This is a genomic window from Streptomyces tyrfis (genome assembly GCF_037034285.1).
GTDB lineage: Bacteria > Actinomycetota > Actinomycetes > Streptomycetales > Streptomycetaceae > Streptomyces.
In genome coordinates, this window is the sequence record NZ_JBAGJZ010000039.1 from 15,700 (window position 1) to 33,540 (window position 17,841).

A 17,841-nucleotide genomic window follows, 5' to 3' on the forward strand; every position below is an offset into this window, starting at 1 on the left:
CTTCTTGGCGCAAAGAGCCCCTACGGGCGAGGATGCACCGTATGAAGAGCGATCTCTTTTCCAGCGAGAACCTGGCCCAGCAGGCCACGGCCCCCGGCATGACCCTGCAGAACGCCAAGTCCGTCAAATACGCCGTCAACGGCGAGATGTACGCCCGTCAGGGAGCGATGATCGCCTTCCGCGGCGATCTGCAGTTCGAACGCAAGGGCCAGGGCATCGGCGGCCTGCTGAAGCGGGCCGTCACCGGCGAGGGGCTGCCGCTGATGACGGTGCGCGGCCAGGGCGAGGCCTGGTTCGCCCATGAGGCGGAGAACTGCTTCATCGTCGAGATGGACCAGGGCGACGTCCTCACCGTCAACGGCCGCAACGTGCTCTGCTTCGATCCCACGCTCGCCTATGAGATTAAGACCGTGAAGGGCGCCGGGATGGTCGGCGGCGGCCTCTTCAACAGCACCTTCACCGGATACGGCAAGCTCGGCCTGATATGCCACGGCCACCCCATCGTGATCCCCGTCACGCCCCAGCAGCCGGTGTTCGTCGACACCGACGCGGTGGTCGGCTGGAGCGCCGCCCTGAACACGTCGCTGCACCGCTCGCAGAGCTTCGGTTCGATGGTGCGCGGCGGGTCCGGCGAGGCCGTCCAGCTGCGGCTGGACGGCGAGGGCTTCGTGATCATCCGGCCCAGCGAGCTGAAGCAGGAACGGGCTTCGTCCAACTGACCGGAGCGGGCGCGGCCGCCCCACGGGCCCCGGGCGGGGCGGGCCGTCGGCCGACGACCGACAGGGAGCGGCCGGCTCGCCCGCGCCCTCCTCCGCCCCTGCGTCCCTGCTGGGCCGTGTCTGACAAATAGCGCCGTCCGCCCGCAGGGCGGGGCGCGTGCCGGGCGTCGCGCGCCAGGCGGGATTTGTCAGACACACCTAGCCCGTCCGCGCCCCGTCCGCCCCCGCTCAGCCGCGCATCAGGTCGGAGACCTTCACGAAGCGGTATCCGCGCTCGCGCAGCCTCGGAACCACCGTGCGCACCGCCTCCTCGGTGACCGGCGCCGCGCTGCGGGTGCAGTGCATGACGACGAGGGAGCCCGGCTTCACCCCGTCCAGCACCTGCCGGGCGACCGCGCCCGCGTCCGACGCGAACGCGTCCCCGCCGACCACGTCCCACTGGACCGCCGTCACCTTCTCCGGGGCGAGCGCGCGCCGCGAGGCGTCGTCGTAACAGCCGCCGGGGAAACGGAAGTACGGCACCACATGGCGCACCCCGGCCTTCCGGAACGCGGCGAAGGCCCGTGCCACGTCCGCCCGCATCTCGCCCCGCGCCAGGGCGGGCAGCCCGTAGCAGGGCGACGCGAAGGCGTAGTGACTGTAGGAGTGGTTGGCGACCTCGAACAGTGGATCACTCCCGATGGACCGGGCCTGCGCCGGGTACTCCTCGGCCCAGCGTCCCGTCATGAACACCGTCGCGGGCACCTTCGACCGCCGCAGCAGCGCGATCAGCCCGGGGTTGTCGAAACGCTCGCCCGCCGCCGCGCGCCGCCCCTCGGCGGCGGTCATGTCGGCGTCGAACGTCAGCGCCACCACCTTCTCGCCGCTCCGAGCCCCGCGGGCGAAGACCGGGGTCAGCCCGCCGGGACCCGGAGCCAGCGTGGGCGGCGGCGACACCGCGGCGGCGGGAGCCGACGGCGGGTGCGCGGGAACGGAGGCGGCCGCCGCCGGGGAACGTTCGGCGGGCGACGAACCGGAACCGCCGCAGCCGGTCAGAGCGATGCCGAGGACGACACCGGCCGCCCCCAGAGCGATCGGGCCCATCAGTTTTCGTGCATAGTCGATCACTTGCGGAAGGTATCCGACGATCTGATCGGGGATCGCCTATGGCGTCGCCGGGGGCGGGAGCCGGGCGTGGGAATCACCCGGCCGCGCCCCGCCCGTGCTCAGCGGTTCAGTGCCAGGGGCCCGTTACCGCGAACGTCGTTCCCGGGGTGTAGCAGTTGACGTACATCGTCCTGCCGTCCGGGGTGAACGTGACCCCGGCGAACTCGCCCCATTCCGGTTTCTCCGCCGTCCCGATGTTCTGCCGGCCGCGCGCCATCGCGTACACCTCGCCGCCGCGGGTCAGGCCGAACACGTGCTGGGCGCCGTCGCCGTCCTCGCAGACCATCAGCCCGCCGTCCGGGGCCAGGCAGATGTTGTCGGGCGACTCGCCGGGGAGCTGGACGTCGGTGCCGGGGCCGAACACGATGACCAGGGTGAGGCGTCGGCGCTTCGGTTCGTACCGCCACACCTGGCCGTAGTGGTCGGCCGCCGAGCCCTGTGACCCGCGGGCGAAGCTGGAGACGAAGCAGACGGAGGAGCCGCTCCAGTAGCAGCCCTCCAGCTTCTGGGCGTGGGTGATGCCCTTCGGGCCGAAGTCCTGGAACCGGATGGGGGTGGCGGCGGCCGACGGGTCCGGTACCGGCGCCCACTCGATGCCCTCGAAGCTCGCGCCGGTCTCCTGGACCGCGGAGAGGTCGGGGACGCCCGGCACCCGCATGGCCTCCAGCCTGCCGCCGGCCCGCAACGACCCGGTCCCGCCGAGCGGTTTCTCCGGCAGGAAGCGGTAGAAGAGCCCGAAGGGCCGGTCGAACGCGTCCTCGGTCTCGTACACGACCCCGGTGCCCGGGTCGATCGCGATCGCCTCGTGCTGGAAGCGGCCCATCGCGGTCAGCGGCACCGCCCCGGTGCGGCGCGGATCGGCGCCGTCCACCTCGAAGACGAAGCCGTGGTCCTTGGTATAGCCGTTGTCGCCGGCCCTGTCCTCGGTCTCCTCGCAGGTCAGCCAGGTGTTCCACGGGGTGCGGCCGCCCGCGCAGTTCACCGCCGTACCGGCGATGGCGACGCGTTCGCCCAGCACGTCGCCGCGGCCGTCCAGCTCCAGGGCCGTGCAGCCGCCCTTGCCCATCGGGTCGTAGGCGAGCCCCGGCACGATGGGGACCGGGATCGCCGCGTCGGCGCGGTTCTCGTGGTTGCGCACGAGCACGACGTGACCGTGCCGGCCCGCGAAGGCGGCCATGCCGTCGTGATGACCGGGGACCCGGCCCTCGCCGGAGCGCAGCCGGTCGCCCTCCCGGGACAGCACCCGGTAGCGGAAGCCCCGGGGGAGGTCGAGCAGACCGTCGGGGTCGGGGACCAGCGGCCCGTAGCCGTCGCGTCCGCTGTGGCCGCCGCGTCGGCGGAGGCCGTCGTGCGGGTGGCGGCCGCCGAGGCCCCGGGCTTCGGCGGCGTCGGTGAAGAGTTCGGAGAACGCCCCGGCGAAGGCGATCGAGGCGACGGCCGCGCCGCTGCCGGCCAGGACCTGTCGTCGGGTGGCGAGTTGTCGTGACTCCGGTGAAGACATGGGGCGACTCCCTGCTGGCGGACAGGAGAAGTGACCCGCATGTGTGTACCACGCGCGTTCGCGCGCGGGAACCATGCGGGTCACCGAGCCCCAGGCGTGTCCCGGACTCGTGCGGGGGGCCGTGACTCATGGGCGTCCCGGACTCGTGCGGGTGTCGCCGAGCCTCGTGCGTGTCACGGAAGCCGCGGGTCGCCGAGCCTCGTGCGCGTCACGTTCCCGCGCGCGTCCGCCCGTGCGGGTCAGGCCAGCGACGCCGAGAGCGTGATCGTCGTCCCCGTGAGCGCCTGGCTGACCGGGCAGTTGGCCTTGGCGTCCTCGGCCGCCTTGACGAAGCCCGCCTCGTCCAGCCCCGGCACCTGGCCCTGGACGACGAGGTGGATGCCGGTGATGCCGGTGCCCGGCTGGAAGGTGACCTGGGCCTGGGTGGTCAGCCGGGTCGGCGGGGTGCCCGCCTGCGCCAGCCCGTGGGACAGCGCCATCGAGAAGCAGCTGGAGTGCGCGGCCGCGATGAGCTCCTCGGGGCTGGTCCTCCCGTTCGGCCGCTCCGCGCGCGACGGCCACGACACCTCGTAGTCGCCGATGCCGGAGGAGTCGAAGGTGACGACGCCCTTGCCCTGGAGCAGGTCGCCTTCCCAGACCGTGTGCGCCTGACGCGTGGTAGCCATGCCGGATCCCTTCGGAGGGCGCGCGCGGAGGTGGAGCCGCGCGCGGCGGGTGGACGGTGTGCGGTGCGTACGGGGGATGCCCGCCGGGCGGCCCGTACGGCACGCCCCGGTGACGGGGAGCACGCCCCCGAACCTACTGCGTCACCAGCCCCTTCGCGTCGCGCGCCAGCGCCGTGAGCCGGGAGATCGCCCGGAAGTACTTCTTCCGGTACCCGCCGTTCAGCATCTCGTCACTGAACAGCTTGTCGAACGGCGCCCCGGAGGCGAGCACCGGCACCTCACGGTCGTACAGCCGGTCCGCGAGCACGACCAGTCGCAGCGCGGTGGCCTGGTCCGGCACCGCCTGGACCTCGGTGAGGCAGACCGCCCGCAGCCCGTCCGTCAGCGCGCCGTAGCGGCTCGGGTGGACCCGGGCGAGGTGCGCGAGCAGCGACGGGAAGTCGTCCAGGCTGGCGCCCTCGGTCGCGTACGCGGCCCGGGTGACCTGCTCCGCGGAGAACGGCGCCGGGGCCTCGGGCAGGCCGCGGTGGCGGTAGTCCTCGCCGTCGATCCGCAGCGGGCGGAAGTGCGAGGACAGGCCCTGGATCTCCCGCATGAAATCGGCGGCGGCGAACCGGCCCTCACCGAGCTTGCCCGGCAGCGTGTTGGAGGTCGCCGCGAGCGCGACCCCCTCCTCCACCAGCCTGCTGAGCAGCGACGACACCAGGACGGTGTCACCCGGGTCGTCCAGTTCGAACTCGTCGATGCACAGCAGCCGGTGTCCGCTCAGCGTCTTCACCGTCTGCTGGAAGCCCAGTGCGCCGACCAGGTTCGTCAGCTCGACGAAGGTGCCGAACGCCTTCAGCGCGGGCGCGGCGGGCGTGGCGTGCCAGAGGGAGGCCAGCAGATGGGTCTTCCCGACGCCGTAGCCGCCGTCGAGGTAGACCCCGAGAGGGGCGCCGGCCGCGGCCGTCTTCCGGCCGAACAGCCACCGCGTCCGCTTCCCGGAGCCGGTGGCGTGCGCCCCGCCGAGCCCGGTGGCGAAGCCGCTCAGCACCTCGACGGCCTCGCGCTGGCTCGGCTGCCTCGGGTCCGGCACGTACGTGTCGAAACGTACGGAGTCGAAGCGCGGCGGCGGCACCATCTCGGCGACCAGGCGGTCGGCGGGGACGTGCGGCTCAAGGGCGCACAGGGACAGCGGAGACGTTTCGGCTATGGGGCTCTGCCCCGGCGCTGCGGTGGAGGACGACACAACCCCCCACTCTACGGGCCGTGGAAGACTGCCGGACATGCGACGCCTGTTCCCTGTGACCGACCTGACATCGACCGACGACGAGGGGGAGTGGAGCCTGGACGCCCTGGCCGACGCCTATGCCTACCCCGAAGCGGACGGTCCCTGGCTGCGCGCCAACATGGTCTCGACGCTCGACGGCGCCGCCCAGCACGACGGACGTTCGCAGCCGATCTCCTGCGCGAGCGACATGCGGATCTTCGGCACCCTGCGGGGCCTGGCCGACGTGGTGGTGGCGGGCGCGGAGACGGTACGTCAGGAGGGTTACCGGCCCGCCAGGGCCCGTGAGGCGTTCGCCGCCCGCCGGGCCGCCGCCGGACAGGGTCCCGCCCCGGCCATCGCGGTGGTGAGCGGCAGCCTGGACCTGGACTTCTCGCTGCCGCTCTTCGTCTCGCCGCTGGTCCCGACGCTGGTGCTCACCGGCGCCGGGGCCCCGCCCGGCCGGATCACGGCGGCGCGCGACGCGGGAGCCGAGGTGGTGATCGCGGGGGAGGGCTCCCGGGTGGACCCCGCCAGGGTCGTACGGGAGCTGGCGGACCGGGGCCTCCGGCGCCAGCTGACCGAGGGCGGGCCCAGGCTGCTGGGGCAGTTCGTGGCCGCCGGGGTGCTGGACGAGCTCTGCCTGACCGTCTCCCCGATGCTGACCGCCGGGGACGCCCAGCGGATCGCGGGCGGCCCGGCGATGGCCGTGCCGGAACGATTCGCCTTGGCGTCGGTCCTGGAGGAGTCCGGGTTTCTGTTCACCCGGTACCGTCGGGGCCCGCACACGGCCCACTCGGCGGCGTAGGAGGCGGACACATGGCGGAACTCATCGTTCCGTTTAGCTTCCGGTGGGCACAATTACTCTCGCAGACCCCGTGGGAGCACGGGGAAGGATGGTTTCAGCAGAGACCGGCGACGGTTACTGAAGCAGAAGGGCACCCGTGGTGTTCACGAGCGTTTTGATGATCGAGAAGGCCCTCACTTCCGAGGACGTCGAATTCGTCACCACCTTGCACGGTGACGAGCCGACCTCCTTCGTCGTGCTCATACAGCCGCGTGGGGACCAGGCCGACGTGCTCCTGCGCGCCATCGACGACCTGGCGATGGGCGAGCTGAAGGAGGCCGCCCGGGAGGGCGAGGAGCCCGAGGGCAAGAACGCCAGGAAGCCCGCCGAACTGGCACTCGAAGTGTCGCTGGAGGCCCTGCGGCAGGCGGGATCCGAGGCGGTCGGACAGGTGGTCGAGGACCATCCGCTGGACGAGCTGAAGTCCGTGGTCGAGGAGGCGGGGGCGGACGAGGTCATCGTGCTGACCGCGCCGCACTACGTGGAGGAGTTCTTCCACCGCGACTGGGCCTCGCGCGCCCGCCACAAGGTCGGCGTGCCGGTCCTCAAGCTCTTCGCGCACAGCGAATAGGCCCCGCACACCCGCACGGGGCCGCGCACCGGTCAGGGACCGCGCGCCGGCCCGGGGCGCACGGGATAGCGCACCGGCCCGGGGTCGCTCGTGGGCGGGCCTCCCGCGCGTGGGTCCGTCGCGCACGGGTGCGTCGCGCCTGGGCCCGCCGTACACGGGTGCGTCGCGCCTGGGCCCGCCGTACACGGGTGCGTCGCGCCTGGGCCCGCCGTACACGGGTGCGTCGCGCCTGGGCCCGCCGTACACGGGTGCGTCGCGCATGGGTCCGTCGCGCACCGCCTGCGCGGGCGCACCGCTTAGGCTGGGCGGGCACTCGCCCCCGGGCCGGCCGCACCGGCCGGCCCGGGCGGCCCGGACCGACCCCTGGGGAGACACACGCATGGCACCCGGTATCCCTGCCGCCATGGAACGCCCGCACTTCATCGGCATCGGCGGCGCCGGAATGTCGGGCATCGCGAAGATCCTCACCCAGCGCGGCGCGAAGGTCGCGGGCAGTGACGCCAAGGAGTCGGCCACGGCCGAGGCGCTCCGGGCGCTGGGTGCGACCGTCCACATCGGGCACGCCGCCGGGAACCTGGCGGACGACGCCTCGTGCGTGGTCGTCTCCAGCGCCATCCGCCCCGACAACCCGGAGCTGGTGCGCGCCGCCGAGCTGTCCGTCCCGGTCGTGCACCGCGCCGACGCGCTGGCCTCCCTCATGGGCGGCCTGCGCGCCATCGCCGTGGCCGGTACGCACGGCAAGACGACCACCACGTCCATGCTGGCCGTCGCCCTGACCGAGCTGGGCCTCGACCCCTCGTACGCCATCGGCGGCGACCTCGCCGGCCCCGGCACCAACGCGGCGCACGGCGAGGGCGAGATCTTCGTGGCCGAGGCGGACGAGAGCGACCGCAGCTTCCAGAAGTACGACCCCGAGGTCGCGATCGTCCTCAACGTCGAGCTGGACCACCACGCGAACTACCCCTCCATGGACGAGATCTACGAGTCCTTCGAGACGTTCGCCGGAAAGATCGTCCCCGGCGGCACCCTGGTGATCTCCGCCGACCAGCCCGGAGCCGTCGAGCTGACCGGGCGGGTCCGAGGCCGCTCCGGGCTGAACGTCGTCACCTACGGCGAGGCCGAGTCCGCCGACGTACGCGTCCACAAGATCAGCCCGCGCGGCCTGACCAGCGAGGTCACGGTCCTCCTGAACGGGAAGTTCCTCACCTTCGCCGTCTCCGTGCCCGGCCGCCACTACGCGCTCAACGCGGTCGCGGCCCTCGCCGCCGGCGTCGCGCTCGGCCTCCCGGCCCACAACCTCGCCTCCGCGCTCGGCGCGTACACCGGGGTCAAGCGCCGCCTCCAGCTCAAGGGCGAGGCCGCGGGCGTGCAGGTGATCGACTCGTACGCGCACCACCCCACGGAGATGACCGCGGACCTCGAAGCGATGCGCGGCGCCGCGTCCGACGCCCGTCTGCTGGTCGTGTTCCAGCCCCACCTCTTCTCCCGCACCCAGGAGCTGGGCACGGAGATGGGACAGGCCCTCGCCCTGGCCGACGCCTCCGTGGTCCTGGACATCTACCCGGCCCGCGAGGACCCGATCCCCGGCATCACCAGCGAGCTGATCATCGACGCGGCACGGGCGGCGGGCGCCGACGTCACCCCGGCCCACGACAAGGCCGCGGTGCCCGGCGTCGTCGCGGGAATGGCGAAGCCCGGCGACCTCGTTCTCACCATGGGGGCGGGCGACGTCACGGACCTCGGCCCGCGCATCCTGGACCACCTGTCGAGCTGAGGGAGCGACGTGTCGTACGACATCGAGAAGCCGGACGAGCAGTGGCGGGCGGAGCTGACCCCCGCCGAGTACGCGGTCCTGCGTCAGGCCGGCACCGAACCCGCCTTCGTCGGTGAGTACACCGACACCAAGACCGAGGGCGTCTACTCCTGCCGCGCGTGCGGCGCGGAGCTGTTCCGCTCGGACACCAAGTTCGAGTCGCACTGCGGCTGGCCGTCGTTCTACGACCCCAAGGACACGGACGCGGTCGAGCTGATCGAGGACCGCAGCCACGGCATGGTCCGCACCGAGGTCCGCTGCGCCCGCTGCGGATCGCATCTGGGCCACGTCTTCGAGGGGGAGGGCTACCCGACCCCGACCGACCAGCGCTACTGCATCAACTCGATCTCGCTGCGCCTGACGCCTGACGCCTGATGCCTGATGCCTGATGCCTGATGCCTGACGCCTGACGCTTGGTGCGTGACGCGTGACGCGTGACGCGTGAGGCTTGGTGCATGACGTGTGACGCGTGAGTCCGGGGCCCGGCGCGGCCCCGGACACCGGCCTGTACGCCCGGCGTGGGCGTACAGGCCGGTGTCGTGGTGGCGGCCCGTCGGGCACATTCGGCCCGGGTCGCGAAGTCCCCCGTCGCTCCCGGGCGGCGTCCGGCATTCCCGGGTGCCCCGGCCGTGTTCTCGGCTTCCATGTCCGGGCTTCCACGTGCGGGGTGCCATGTGCGGGGTTCGCACCCGTGGCAAGCGGTCGATGGTACATGGCTTGTTCGTTCGATAGCGTGGCGTGAAGCAGTCTTTTGATCATGTACCACGGGGGTTATCAGACGGTGTCGTTCGAGGACGAGTGGCGGGCGGAGAAGGCCGCTGTCGCCATGAGGCTGAACCAGGCGGGCAGCGGCGGCGGTGGCGGCGGGGGGTCGGCGTCGGGGAAGGGGTCGGCGGACTACGTCGTCGTGGACGACGAGTTGGGGGACATCGGTCATGCCGCCTACGGGCTCTTCAACGGCCTCGAATCGGGCGGCAAGCACGCCAACGCGGCGAGTGAGGCCGCCGGATCGAGCCTGAAGAGCGACGGCTTCGACAGCGGCGCGGCGCTCTCCGAGGTGAACAAGACCTGGGAGACGCAGGTGAAGACCCTCCTCCAGGCGTGCGCGCACATCTCCAACCACCTCGACTACACGAAGTCCTCGAACAAGGCCGAAGACGAGTGGATCGGAGCGCAGCTGCGCATCATGGGGCCCGTCGCCCCCGGGGCCGACGCGTCCGTGCCCGCCTCCCAGATCGACAAGTACTTCCGGTAAGGAGCCGCCGCCATGCCCACCTTCGAGCAGCTCCTCAACGCCCGGCTCGGCCCGCTCGACACCGCGGTCACCCAGTGGACCGAGATGATCACGAAGCTGACGGCGCTTCAGACCGATGCGAAGGCCATGAAGACCAAGGCCGACAAGTCCACCTGGAAGGGTGAGAACGCCACCGTCACCAAGGAGTTCGTCACCAAGACGGCCAAGGAGTTCAGCGACGCCGTCATCGAGGCCACGTCCGTGCGCGACCTCCTCAAGGACGCCCACGCCCTCCTCAAGGCCGCCCAGAGCGACCTCAAGGACGCCTACGAGAACCCGCCGCCGGGCATCACCATCTACCCCGACGGCGTCCTCAGCCACCGCGTCCACCCCGACCGCCGGTCCGCCGACAACACCGATCCCATCGCCACCGAAGCGCAGTTCGACGCGCTGCGCGGCAAGCTCGAAGGCATCCTGAAGCGTGCCAACGAAGCCGACGAGCTCTGCGCCTGGGGCCTGCGCGCGCTGATCCAGTACCATCCCAACGACTTCGGCAGTGCCAGCCTCAGCGGTGTCGCGGACGCGAAGAAGATGCGTGCCGAGGAGAAGCGGCAGAAGGAGAACGGCCGTGAGGCCGCCAGGCTCTATGGCCGATGGGATGTTCTCGACGACAGGGAGCGCGAGCGGCTGCTCAAACTCGTCGAACAGGGGCAGGACTCACCGGTGTTCGCCGCAGAGCTCATGCAGAACCTCAATTACCGTGGCGGTGAGGACCAGGAGAGTCAGGAGGCGCTCCTGAAGCTCGCCGCCAGCCTGGAGGGCGGCGGCAGCGACGGCAGGGTGTCCGCTGCCGAAGCCCGCCTCTACCGGGGTCTATCCGCCACCCTCGCCACCGCTACCGGCCCCGAGTCTCCGATTGGTTCGCCTGGCGGCATCACCTCGGCCTGGAGCGACAGGCTCATCGCCTTGGCTCGCGACGGCAACGGCCTGCCCGACCGACACCCCGGGGCACTCAAGGGCGGTGTCGAGGGCTGGAATGATCTCACTCAGTTGATGGCCGTCGACGTAGGCGACAAGGCGTTCGACCCGGAGGACCCCAAGAGCAGCCGGTTCGCGAAGGACGAGGGCGACCCGGTCTACAGCGAAGCCTTCCTGACCAAGGTCGGAGACTCCATCCGCGAATGGGAGACGCACCACAAGGACGCGTATGACGGCGTGATGAAGAACTGGCAAGGCACTCAGGAGGACCCGATGAAGGGACTGCTGAACGCGATGGGCCAAAATCCTGCCGCCGCCACCCACTACTTCGATCCGCACACCACGGATAACCTCAAGTACTTCATGGAGGATCGGCACTGGCCCGGCTCCGACGTCGAGAATGAGATACCAGTTGAGAGCCGAGCCACCTCGGCCCGCGCCGAATTCGGTGCGGCCCTGGAGGCAGCTGCCACTGGCCGAGAACCGGGAGGCCCGCTCGCCCAGGCTCCCGCCCACCACGATGGCAGCCAGTCGGCGATCTTCGAGAAGGCGCTTGACTATTTCGGTGGCCAGACGAAGGGCGTCCAGGACAACATGCCGGCCGCCTTGCGCACGTCGATGGGTTACATGATCGGCGACTATTCAGCTGACGTGCATCAGATCTTGGGCAAGAGCCTCAACGGCCCGACCTCGTACAGTGACCTCGATGTCGATCGTGGTGACCTGGTGCGCGTCATCCGGGCCACGTCCGAGGACGGTGAGGCGTTCGGCGTGATCCACCGGTCCCAGGCCACGCTGATTGCTGAGCGCCTGGAGCAGTTTCCCGCGGAGTCCTATCGCAAGAGCGATCCGGAACTCCACGCTTGGGTCAAGCAGTCCTCCTCGGTGCTTGGTCACCTGGACGGCGTGCGTGGAGACGTGCTCTACGACATGGGGCAGTCGGAGAAGGACCGCAACAACTGGGACAAGATGATGAGGTACCACATCCTTGGAGCGCCTGTTACTCCGATCCCGGTTGTCGGCGATGCCATTCAGCGCATAGTCGATGTCGGAACCGCCGAGTATCTGGAGGGCGCCAACGCCGAGGTCGATAAGAAGACCCGGGAGTCCTTGGTCGACCACTTCGACAACGGCCAGAGGGAGATGGACGACCTTCTGGAGAGAATGGCGCGGCGCAGGGGGCTCGAAACAAAAGAACTGGACGCGAGTCCGGGCGAGTTCGAGGACAACCTCCAGCGCCTGGCGGAGGAGTGGTACCAGCACGGCATCAAGGACTCTGACCTGAAGATGGGCGAGCGGCAGTGAACAAGAAATGGCTCCTCCTGCCCGCCGCGCTGATCGCTGTCGCAGCAGTCTCCTTGGCGCTGGCGCTGTGGCTCCAGGACGAGGAAGGGCGGCCCGCGCGGAGCCTGTGCTTCGGGTCGCTGAGCGAGGCGACGGCCGAACTGATCGACGACGGCAAGGGGGGCGAGGTCAGTGCCTACGAGAAGGACAAGAAGGGTGAGGGCGACCTGGCCGTGTTCAAGATGTGCCTGGTGTCGCGCGCCAACCCGGGCGGCGGCACCACGCGTGGGATCTACTCGCTGATCATCGAGGACACCCGGAGTGTGGCGGGGGCGCGGAAGGGTTCCGTGCCCCTCGGCGGCGGAGCGACAGGTTGGGCGACCGCCACGGAGGCGGTGGCCCAGTTGCCGGCAGGGTGTGCCCGCCGCATGGGGTCGACCGCGCCGTACATAACCGTGACGCTGAGCGCGCCTTCGCAGGCGGGAAAGCACGGCACCGTCGACCGCGACACGGCGGTCCGCAACAGCGTCGCGGTGGTACGTGAGAGTGCTGCGAACCTCGCCCGCGCACAAGGATGTTCATGAACAGAAAATACCTGGTGCTTCCGGCCGTGCTCGTGGTCGCGGCGGTCGTCATGACCGTCCGCCGGTTGTGGCCCGGTCCGCTGAAGGACCTCCGGGCGAAGAACCTGTGCCTGGGAATGCTCACGGGGGAGACGGCGGGCCTGCTCTAGGACCGCAAGGGCGGCAAGCTGGTCGTGGAGGGGTTTGGACACGGCGAGGACGACAAGGACAAACGGGCGGACCCGGTGTTCTCGACCATCTGCTTCGTCGGACGGGAGACGGAAAAGGGCGGCGGCTCGCGCGGCCAGTACACCCTTGACGTCCAGCCCGCCAACACCCTGAACGAACCCCTGAAGGGCGCCGGCCCGTTCACCGACGGCGGGACCGGCTGGGTGAGCCCCCGGCAGAGCGAGGTCCAGCTGCCCGCCTCCTGCCCGAAGAAGATGAGGACGGACGCCGAGTACGTCACCGTCGTCCTGAAGGTCGCGCCCGGCGTCGTCGCGGTGGCGGTCCGGTCGCCACCGCCGCTCGCAACGGCCGCCGCGCTCGCCGCTACGAGCGGCGCACCCGCGCCGCCAGTCTGCCGCCGAGGCGTCTGCCCAGGCCGCTCGGCCGGTTCCAGGCGCGGAACGCCTCCGCGGTGCGGGTGCTGCCCAGGCGTGCGGCGGCCTCCTCGGCCGCCGTCAGCCCGTCGGCCGGCAGGGACCGGACCACCGGCCTCAGCACCTCCTCCAGCAGCGCCGTCCGGGTCTCGGTCCAGGCGGCGCCCGCGTGCGGGTGGGAACTCCATACGGTGAAGCAGTCCGCCGCATACGCCGGGTCGGCCCGGAGGCGGGTCAGGACCGGGTCCCGGCGGGCGGCCCGCCCGTAGGCGGCGAAGAGGTCCGCGTCTCCGGTGTGGACGAACGCGTACAGCTCGGCCTCGGGGCGGTCCGGGGCCAGCAGCCGCTGGGCCAGGGCGTCGTACGCCTGGTCGAGCACGCCCGGTTCCACCGGTTCGGCCCCGGCGCGCAGGGCGCGGGCCCGTTCCGCCCAGCCGGTGCCCGCCGTCCCCGACCCCAGCTCCCGGGCGAACTCCAGGAGCGTCAGGGCGCCGCGTTCCCGCGCGTCGATCTCCTGCGGGAAGCCCAGCAGCAGTTCATGGGCGAGCTCGGGGGCCGCCCGGTCGTCGGCGGGGGCGGCGAGCGCGGCGGCGACGAGCGCGGGCCAGGTGCCGACCGCGCGGTGTGCGTCGGAGGTGGCCGCGCTCAGCAGCTCCCGGGCCTCGGCCGCGTCCGGAGTCCCGGCGCCCCACACCAGTCCCATCCCGGTCCGTAGCACCAGCGGTTCGGTGAACGGCGACAGGCCGCCGGCGCGGAGCACCGCGTTCAGCGCCTTCACCCGGTCGTCACCGGCGTCCGCCCTGGCGGACGGCGCGGCGGCGCACATCCGCAGATGCGGCAGCGTCTGCGCCCCGGTGAACGGCAGGGCGACCCCGGCCAGCAGCCGTTCCGCCGCCGCCGGAGCGTCCGGGGCGATCCGGTCCAACTCGCCCAGCAGCGCGGTACGGACGTCGAACTGCTCGTCCAGCAGGTCGAGCAGCACCCCCGCGTAGTCGCCCGCCCCCTCGTCCAGCAGCGACCGCGCCAGGTGGCGTGCCGCCTCGGGGAGCAGCTCCGCGCAGTCCACGTCCAACAGCCGGGCGATCCGCAGCAACTGAACGGTACGGCCCACGACATGACCGGGGGTTCCGGTCAGGTGCTGCGGCCCGTGGGGCATGTGCCGGGAGCCGTAGGTCAGTTCGGCACGCAGGTCCTCGCCCAGAGTCGCGAGGAGCTCGGCGGCGACGCGTGCCCCGTCCGGCCCGGCGAAGACGGAGCGGGCGGGCGGGGCCAGGGTGACATCGCCGCCGCGCACCGCCTCGGTCACCAGCAGAGCCCCGAGGCGGGCCGTGGCGGAGGCGGGAGCGGAGGCCGGAATGGAGGACGACGCGGAGGCGGGAGCGGAGGCCGATGCAGGGGCGGGAGCGGAGGCCGGTGCGGGGGCCGTGACGGGTGAGCGGTCGTCGAGTGCAGTCAACAGACGGGCGAGGCATGAGAGTTCATCGGGCGTCCGGTCGAGCCCCGGCGCGGTGAGCGCATCCGTCAGCAGGCGTGTGCGCTCCCCGTCGAGCGCGTACGGCCGTTCGGCGGCCCAGGCGGCGGCAGCGGCGCGCCCGCCGGGCCCCAGCGGTACGCCCGCGCAGAGCGCCGTGACGGCGAGCGGCCCGGCGGAGAACGGCGCGCCGGGCAGTTCCGCCGCCGCCCGGAACAGCTCCGGGGACCGGGCGCGCCAGATCCGGGCGCAGGTCTCGGCCCAGACGTCGTCGACCGCCCCCTCGGGGCGCACCCCGGCGCACGAGTGAGCCCGTAGCGGGAGACCGTCGGCGGCGGCGTCCGGGAGCGGCGCGCCCTGCGGCAGTACGCCGACGACCTGGTGCGGGGAGCGCGCCGGATCGCGGGTGTACGTGGTGAACGTCAGCCGGTGCGCGTGGTCCGCCGGGAGCGCGGCCCCGGCGAGCGCGATCCACCGGGCGACATCGCCGCTCCGTCGTTCCACGAGGACCACCCGCGACGACAGGGGCTCCTCGCACACCCGGCGCAGATCGGCGAAGACCGCTGCCAGCCAGGGGCCGCGAGAGACCGCGAAGTCGTTCAGCGCCTCGGGGCCGAAGGCGGTGGACGCGGGCAGGCCGACGGCGGTCCGGCCGGACGCGCCGCCCTCCGGCGGTGCGGCGGACCAGCCCGGTGACCGCCATGCGGTGATCGGCAGCGCGTCGCCGGGCAGCCGCGCGCCGGCGGGGAGATGCACCGCGTGCGCGTGGAAGCCGACGCCTCCGGGCCCGCCCAGCGGCACCGCACGGCTCAGCAGGTGACCGCCGTCCGAGAGCGAGCTGAAGCTGAACGACTCGGGTAGCGAACGGAGTTCGTCGGCGGTGGGGTGATCAGGGGTCCCGGCCGGCGGCTCGTACGCGAGGAGCCGTTCGGCGTCGGCCAGCACCCGCGTGGGCAGTCCCGCGCTGACCGCCGTGAACCGTGCGCCGCCCCCGGCGTCGCCCGCAGCGGCAGAGGTGTAGTGCAACTGCGCGAGGCTCATGTGCCGGCCCTCTTCGTCGATCCGCCAACCTCCCCGCACTGTCGGTGCCACCCGCTCCGTCGGCCGTCCTGTTCGAGGGGGCGGTACGGGGGCGGGGCGACCCCGGCGGGGAGCGGGTCCGCGATCGCGGGAGCGACGCTATCAAGCCCGGCAACCCCCTTGCGTGGCAAGCCGGATGGGGGAAGGGGAGGCCCCGGGCGGGGTCGGATTCCGAAGGATGGTGTTCAAGGCCGCGTCATCCGGAGTGAGTTGTGGGGCAAAGAGCCGCCCAGTGCTCCGTCATCACCCGAATGGCCTACGTACGTGGAGCATCTCCGGTCGTTGAGCGTCATCGGATCGAACGATCCCCCCGGGTGTCGCGAACGGCACCAAGGGTCGCTCTCCGTAAAGGAGTTACTCGGATGAACCTCAAGCCTCTCTGCGTGGCGACCGCCGTTCTCGCCCTGGCCGGTCCGGCCGGAGCCGCCGCCACGGCTTACGCGGTGCCGGGCACGGTCTCCGGCGACGGCGGAAACCGCATCGGCACCCTGCGGTCCAACGGCGACGCCTATGTGAAGGAGGGCGGCCTCAGCGCGACCTGGGTTCTGGAGCACGACCACGTCAAGCAGGTCACCCTGTCCGGGAACCGCATCGGCGTCCTCACCGGCGACGGGATCGCCTGGGTGAAGGAGGGCGGTCTCAGCGCGACGTGGGTCAAGGTGGCCGACGACGTCAAGCAGATCGCCCTGTCCGGCAACCGCATCGGTGTGGTGAAGGACAACGGCGAGGCGTACGTGAAGGAGGGCGGTCTCAGCGCGACCTGGGTCAAGGAGGCGGACAAGGTCAAGGAACTGGAGCTGTCGGGCAACCGGATCGGTGTGGTGAAGGGCAACGGCGGGGCGTATGTGAAGGAGGGCGGTCTCAGCGCCACCTGGGTCAAGGAGTCCGACGACGTCATCGGCATCGACCTGTCCGGCAAGCGCATCGGCGTCCTCACCGCCAACGGCGCGGCCTGGGTGAAGGAGGGCGGTCTCAGCGCCACCTGGGTGCGGGAGGCCGGCGACGTCATTCAGCTCGAACTCTCCGGCGACCGCATCGGCGTCCTCAAGGACACCGGCGACGCGTACGTGAAGGAGGGCGGCCTGAGCGCCAACTGGGTCCACGAGTACACCCACGCCATCCAGATCGCCCTGTCCGGCAAGCGCATCGGCGTTCTCAAGGGCAACGGCGAGGCGCGGGTCAAGGAGGGCGGCCTCGGCGCGACCTGGGTCCTGGAGGCCGGAAACGTCACGGAGCTGGCCCTCTCGTGAGGCGCGACGCGTGATGCGTGATCCCCGCCCTCGACCACGACGACGACCCTGACGAACGCCGCGCCGCGCACCGGATCGACCCCGGCGCGCGACGCGTGCCGTTCGGACTGTCGTGCCGTGTGGTCAGCCGTTCGCCGCGTGCGCGATGAAACCGGTCCACGCGGCGGGGGAGAGCGCGAGCCGGGGCCTGCTCGACCTTGGAGTCCCGGACGTGGACGGTGGTTCCGAGGGCGGGCGCGGGCTGATCCAGGTCGAGGCGCCGGCCTGTCGGTGGGAGGCGCTGGACTGGGTTCCGTCGCTCGGCGAGACGGTCCTCGCCGAACTCGACCTGCCGTACTGAAACGCGGTCCCACCAGCCGATTCAAGGTTTGCCCAAGGTTCGTCGCAACCCGGCCGTACACAGTGGTGCGCAGAACGAGGCACACCGCTCGGTGAAACCTACGACGGAAGGACCGACCATGTACCGCAAGCTGACCCTCGCCGCGACGTCGATCATGCTGGGCACCGCCGCCGCCATCGCCGTTCCCGCCGCCGCCCAGGCGGCCCCGGCCCCCGTCGCCGAGAGCCGTGCGACCGCGACCTGGCAGTCGACCGGTGAGCACTACTCCACGAAGTCCGCGTGCGAGGCACGCAGGGCGTTCTTCATGAAGGCGTCCAACGTGTACGACTACCGGTGCGTCTTGTCCGGCGGCCTGTGGGGCGGGCAGGTCCTCGCCGACTGACCGCGGGGAGGCGGGCCGACGGGGGTCGGTGAGGGGCGCGCCCGGGGTCCCGGGCGTGCCCCTCACCCTCCGGCGCGCAGCCTCCCGTATCCCGTGGCCCGTCTCCTGCTCCCCGCTCGTCCCGTGGTCCACTTCTCGTCCCGTCC

At 71.7% G+C, this 17,841-nt stretch carries 17 protein-coding genes; 12 read left to right on the forward strand and 5 right to left on the reverse strand.

The genetic code is table 11. The annotated features are described in order from the left end of the window. Positions 1-41 precede the first annotated feature (41 nt). Positions 42-719 carry an AIM24 family protein gene (locus WA762_RS25905; protein ID WP_335938802.1) on the forward strand — a complete coding sequence of 226 codons (678 nt, stop codon included), beginning with the start codon at positions 42-44 and terminating at the stop codon, positions 717-719. 228 nt (positions 720-947) lie between these two features. Here WA762_RS25905 and WA762_RS25910 read toward each other — a convergent pair whose 3' ends face one another. The 4 genes from WA762_RS25910 to zapE all read right to left on the reverse strand — a co-directional run bounded on the left by WA762_RS25910 (position 948) and on the right by zapE (position 5,262). Further along, positions 948-1,802: a polysaccharide deacetylase family protein gene (locus WA762_RS25910; protein ID WP_335938853.1), complete on the reverse strand. Its 855-nt coding sequence runs from the start codon at positions 1,800-1,802 to the stop codon at positions 948-950. Between the two features lie 130 nt (positions 1,803-1,932). After that, positions 1,933-3,366: an alkaline phosphatase PhoX gene (locus WA762_RS25915; protein ID WP_335938803.1), complete on the reverse strand. Its 1,434-nt coding sequence runs from the start codon at positions 3,364-3,366 to the stop codon at positions 1,933-1,935. Between the two features lie 239 nt (positions 3,367-3,605). Next, positions 3,606-4,031: an OsmC family protein gene (locus tag WA762_RS25920; protein WP_335938804.1), complete on the reverse strand. Its 426-nt coding sequence runs from the start codon at positions 4,029-4,031 to the stop codon at positions 3,606-3,608. A 133-nt stretch (positions 4,032-4,164) separates the two neighbouring features. Beyond that, entirely contained in the window at positions 4,165-5,262 is a 1,098-nt protein-coding gene (gene zapE / locus WA762_RS25925; RefSeq protein WP_335938805.1) for a cell division protein ZapE, read from the reverse strand. A gap of 37 nt (positions 5,263-5,299) precedes the next feature. On the opposite strand from zapE, the gene WA762_RS25930 reads away from it, so the two are divergent. The 8 genes from WA762_RS25930 (at position 5,300) to WA762_RS25965 (ending at position 12,740) form a co-directional block, all read left to right on the forward strand. Further along, positions 5,300-6,088, forward strand: coding sequence for a pyrimidine reductase family protein (locus tag WA762_RS25930; RefSeq protein WP_335938806.1), 789 nt, complete (start codon positions 5,300-5,302; stop codon positions 6,086-6,088). Positions 6,089-6,245: 157 nt separating this feature from the next. After that, positions 6,246-6,698: an indole-3-glycerol phosphate synthase gene (locus tag WA762_RS25935; RefSeq protein ID WP_335938855.1), complete on the forward strand. Its 453-nt coding sequence runs from the start codon at positions 6,246-6,248 to the stop codon at positions 6,696-6,698. Between the two features lie 379 nt (positions 6,699-7,077). Next, positions 7,078-8,472, forward strand: a complete 1,395-nt coding sequence (murC, locus tag WA762_RS25940) for a UDP-N-acetylmuramate--L-alanine ligase (RefSeq protein WP_335938807.1) — start codon at positions 7,078-7,080, stop codon at positions 8,470-8,472. Positions 8,473-8,481: 9 nt separating this feature from the next. Beyond that, positions 8,482-8,886: a peptide-methionine (R)-S-oxide reductase MsrB gene (gene msrB / locus WA762_RS25945; RefSeq protein ID WP_335938808.1), complete on the forward strand. Its 405-nt coding sequence runs from the start codon at positions 8,482-8,484 to the stop codon at positions 8,884-8,886. 382 nt (positions 8,887-9,268) lie between these two features. Continuing rightward, complete coding sequence (locus WA762_RS25950) at positions 9,269-9,766, forward strand: hypothetical protein (RefSeq protein WP_335938809.1); 498 nt, start codon at positions 9,269-9,271, stop codon at positions 9,764-9,766. A 12-nt stretch (positions 9,767-9,778) separates the two neighbouring features. Further along, positions 9,779-12,028 carry a DUF6571 family protein gene (locus WA762_RS25955; protein WP_335938810.1) on the forward strand — a complete coding sequence of 750 codons (2,250 nt, stop codon included), beginning with the start codon at positions 9,779-9,781 and terminating at the stop codon, positions 12,026-12,028. Continuing rightward, on the forward strand, positions 12,025-12,591 hold the full coding sequence (locus WA762_RS25960; RefSeq protein ID WP_335938811.1) for a hypothetical protein: 567 nt from the start codon (positions 12,025-12,027) through the stop codon (positions 12,589-12,591). The genes WA762_RS25955 and WA762_RS25960 overlap by 4 nt, the downstream gene beginning before the upstream one ends. Next, complete coding sequence (locus WA762_RS25965) at positions 12,588-12,740, forward strand: hypothetical protein (RefSeq protein ID WP_335938812.1); 153 nt, start codon at positions 12,588-12,590, stop codon at positions 12,738-12,740. The genes WA762_RS25960 and WA762_RS25965 overlap by 4 nt, the downstream gene beginning before the upstream one ends. 382 nt (positions 12,741-13,122) lie before the next feature. Here WA762_RS25965 and WA762_RS25970 read toward each other — a convergent pair whose 3' ends face one another. Beyond that, positions 13,123-15,684: a GTPase-associated protein 1-related protein gene (locus WA762_RS25970; protein ID WP_335938813.1), complete on the reverse strand. Its 2,562-nt coding sequence runs from the start codon at positions 15,682-15,684 to the stop codon at positions 13,123-13,125. A gap of 401 nt (positions 15,685-16,085) precedes the next feature. Between WA762_RS25970 and WA762_RS25975 the strand changes: the two genes are divergently transcribed. The 3 genes from WA762_RS25975 (at position 16,086) to WA762_RS25985 (ending at position 17,695) form a co-directional block, all read left to right on the forward strand. Next, a complete protein-coding gene (locus WA762_RS25975; protein WP_335938814.1) occupies positions 16,086-16,973 on the forward strand; it encodes a peptidase S1 in 888 nt (295 codons plus the stop codon). A 211-nt stretch (positions 16,974-17,184) separates the two neighbouring features. Further along, complete coding sequence (locus WA762_RS25980; RefSeq protein ID WP_335938815.1) at positions 17,185-17,313, forward strand: hypothetical protein; 129 nt, start codon at positions 17,185-17,187, stop codon at positions 17,311-17,313. Between the two features lie 118 nt (positions 17,314-17,431). Next, positions 17,432-17,695, forward strand: a complete 264-nt coding sequence (locus WA762_RS25985; RefSeq protein WP_335938816.1) for a hypothetical protein — start codon at positions 17,432-17,434, stop codon at positions 17,693-17,695. The last annotated feature ends 146 nt before the right edge of the window (positions 17,696-17,841 follow it).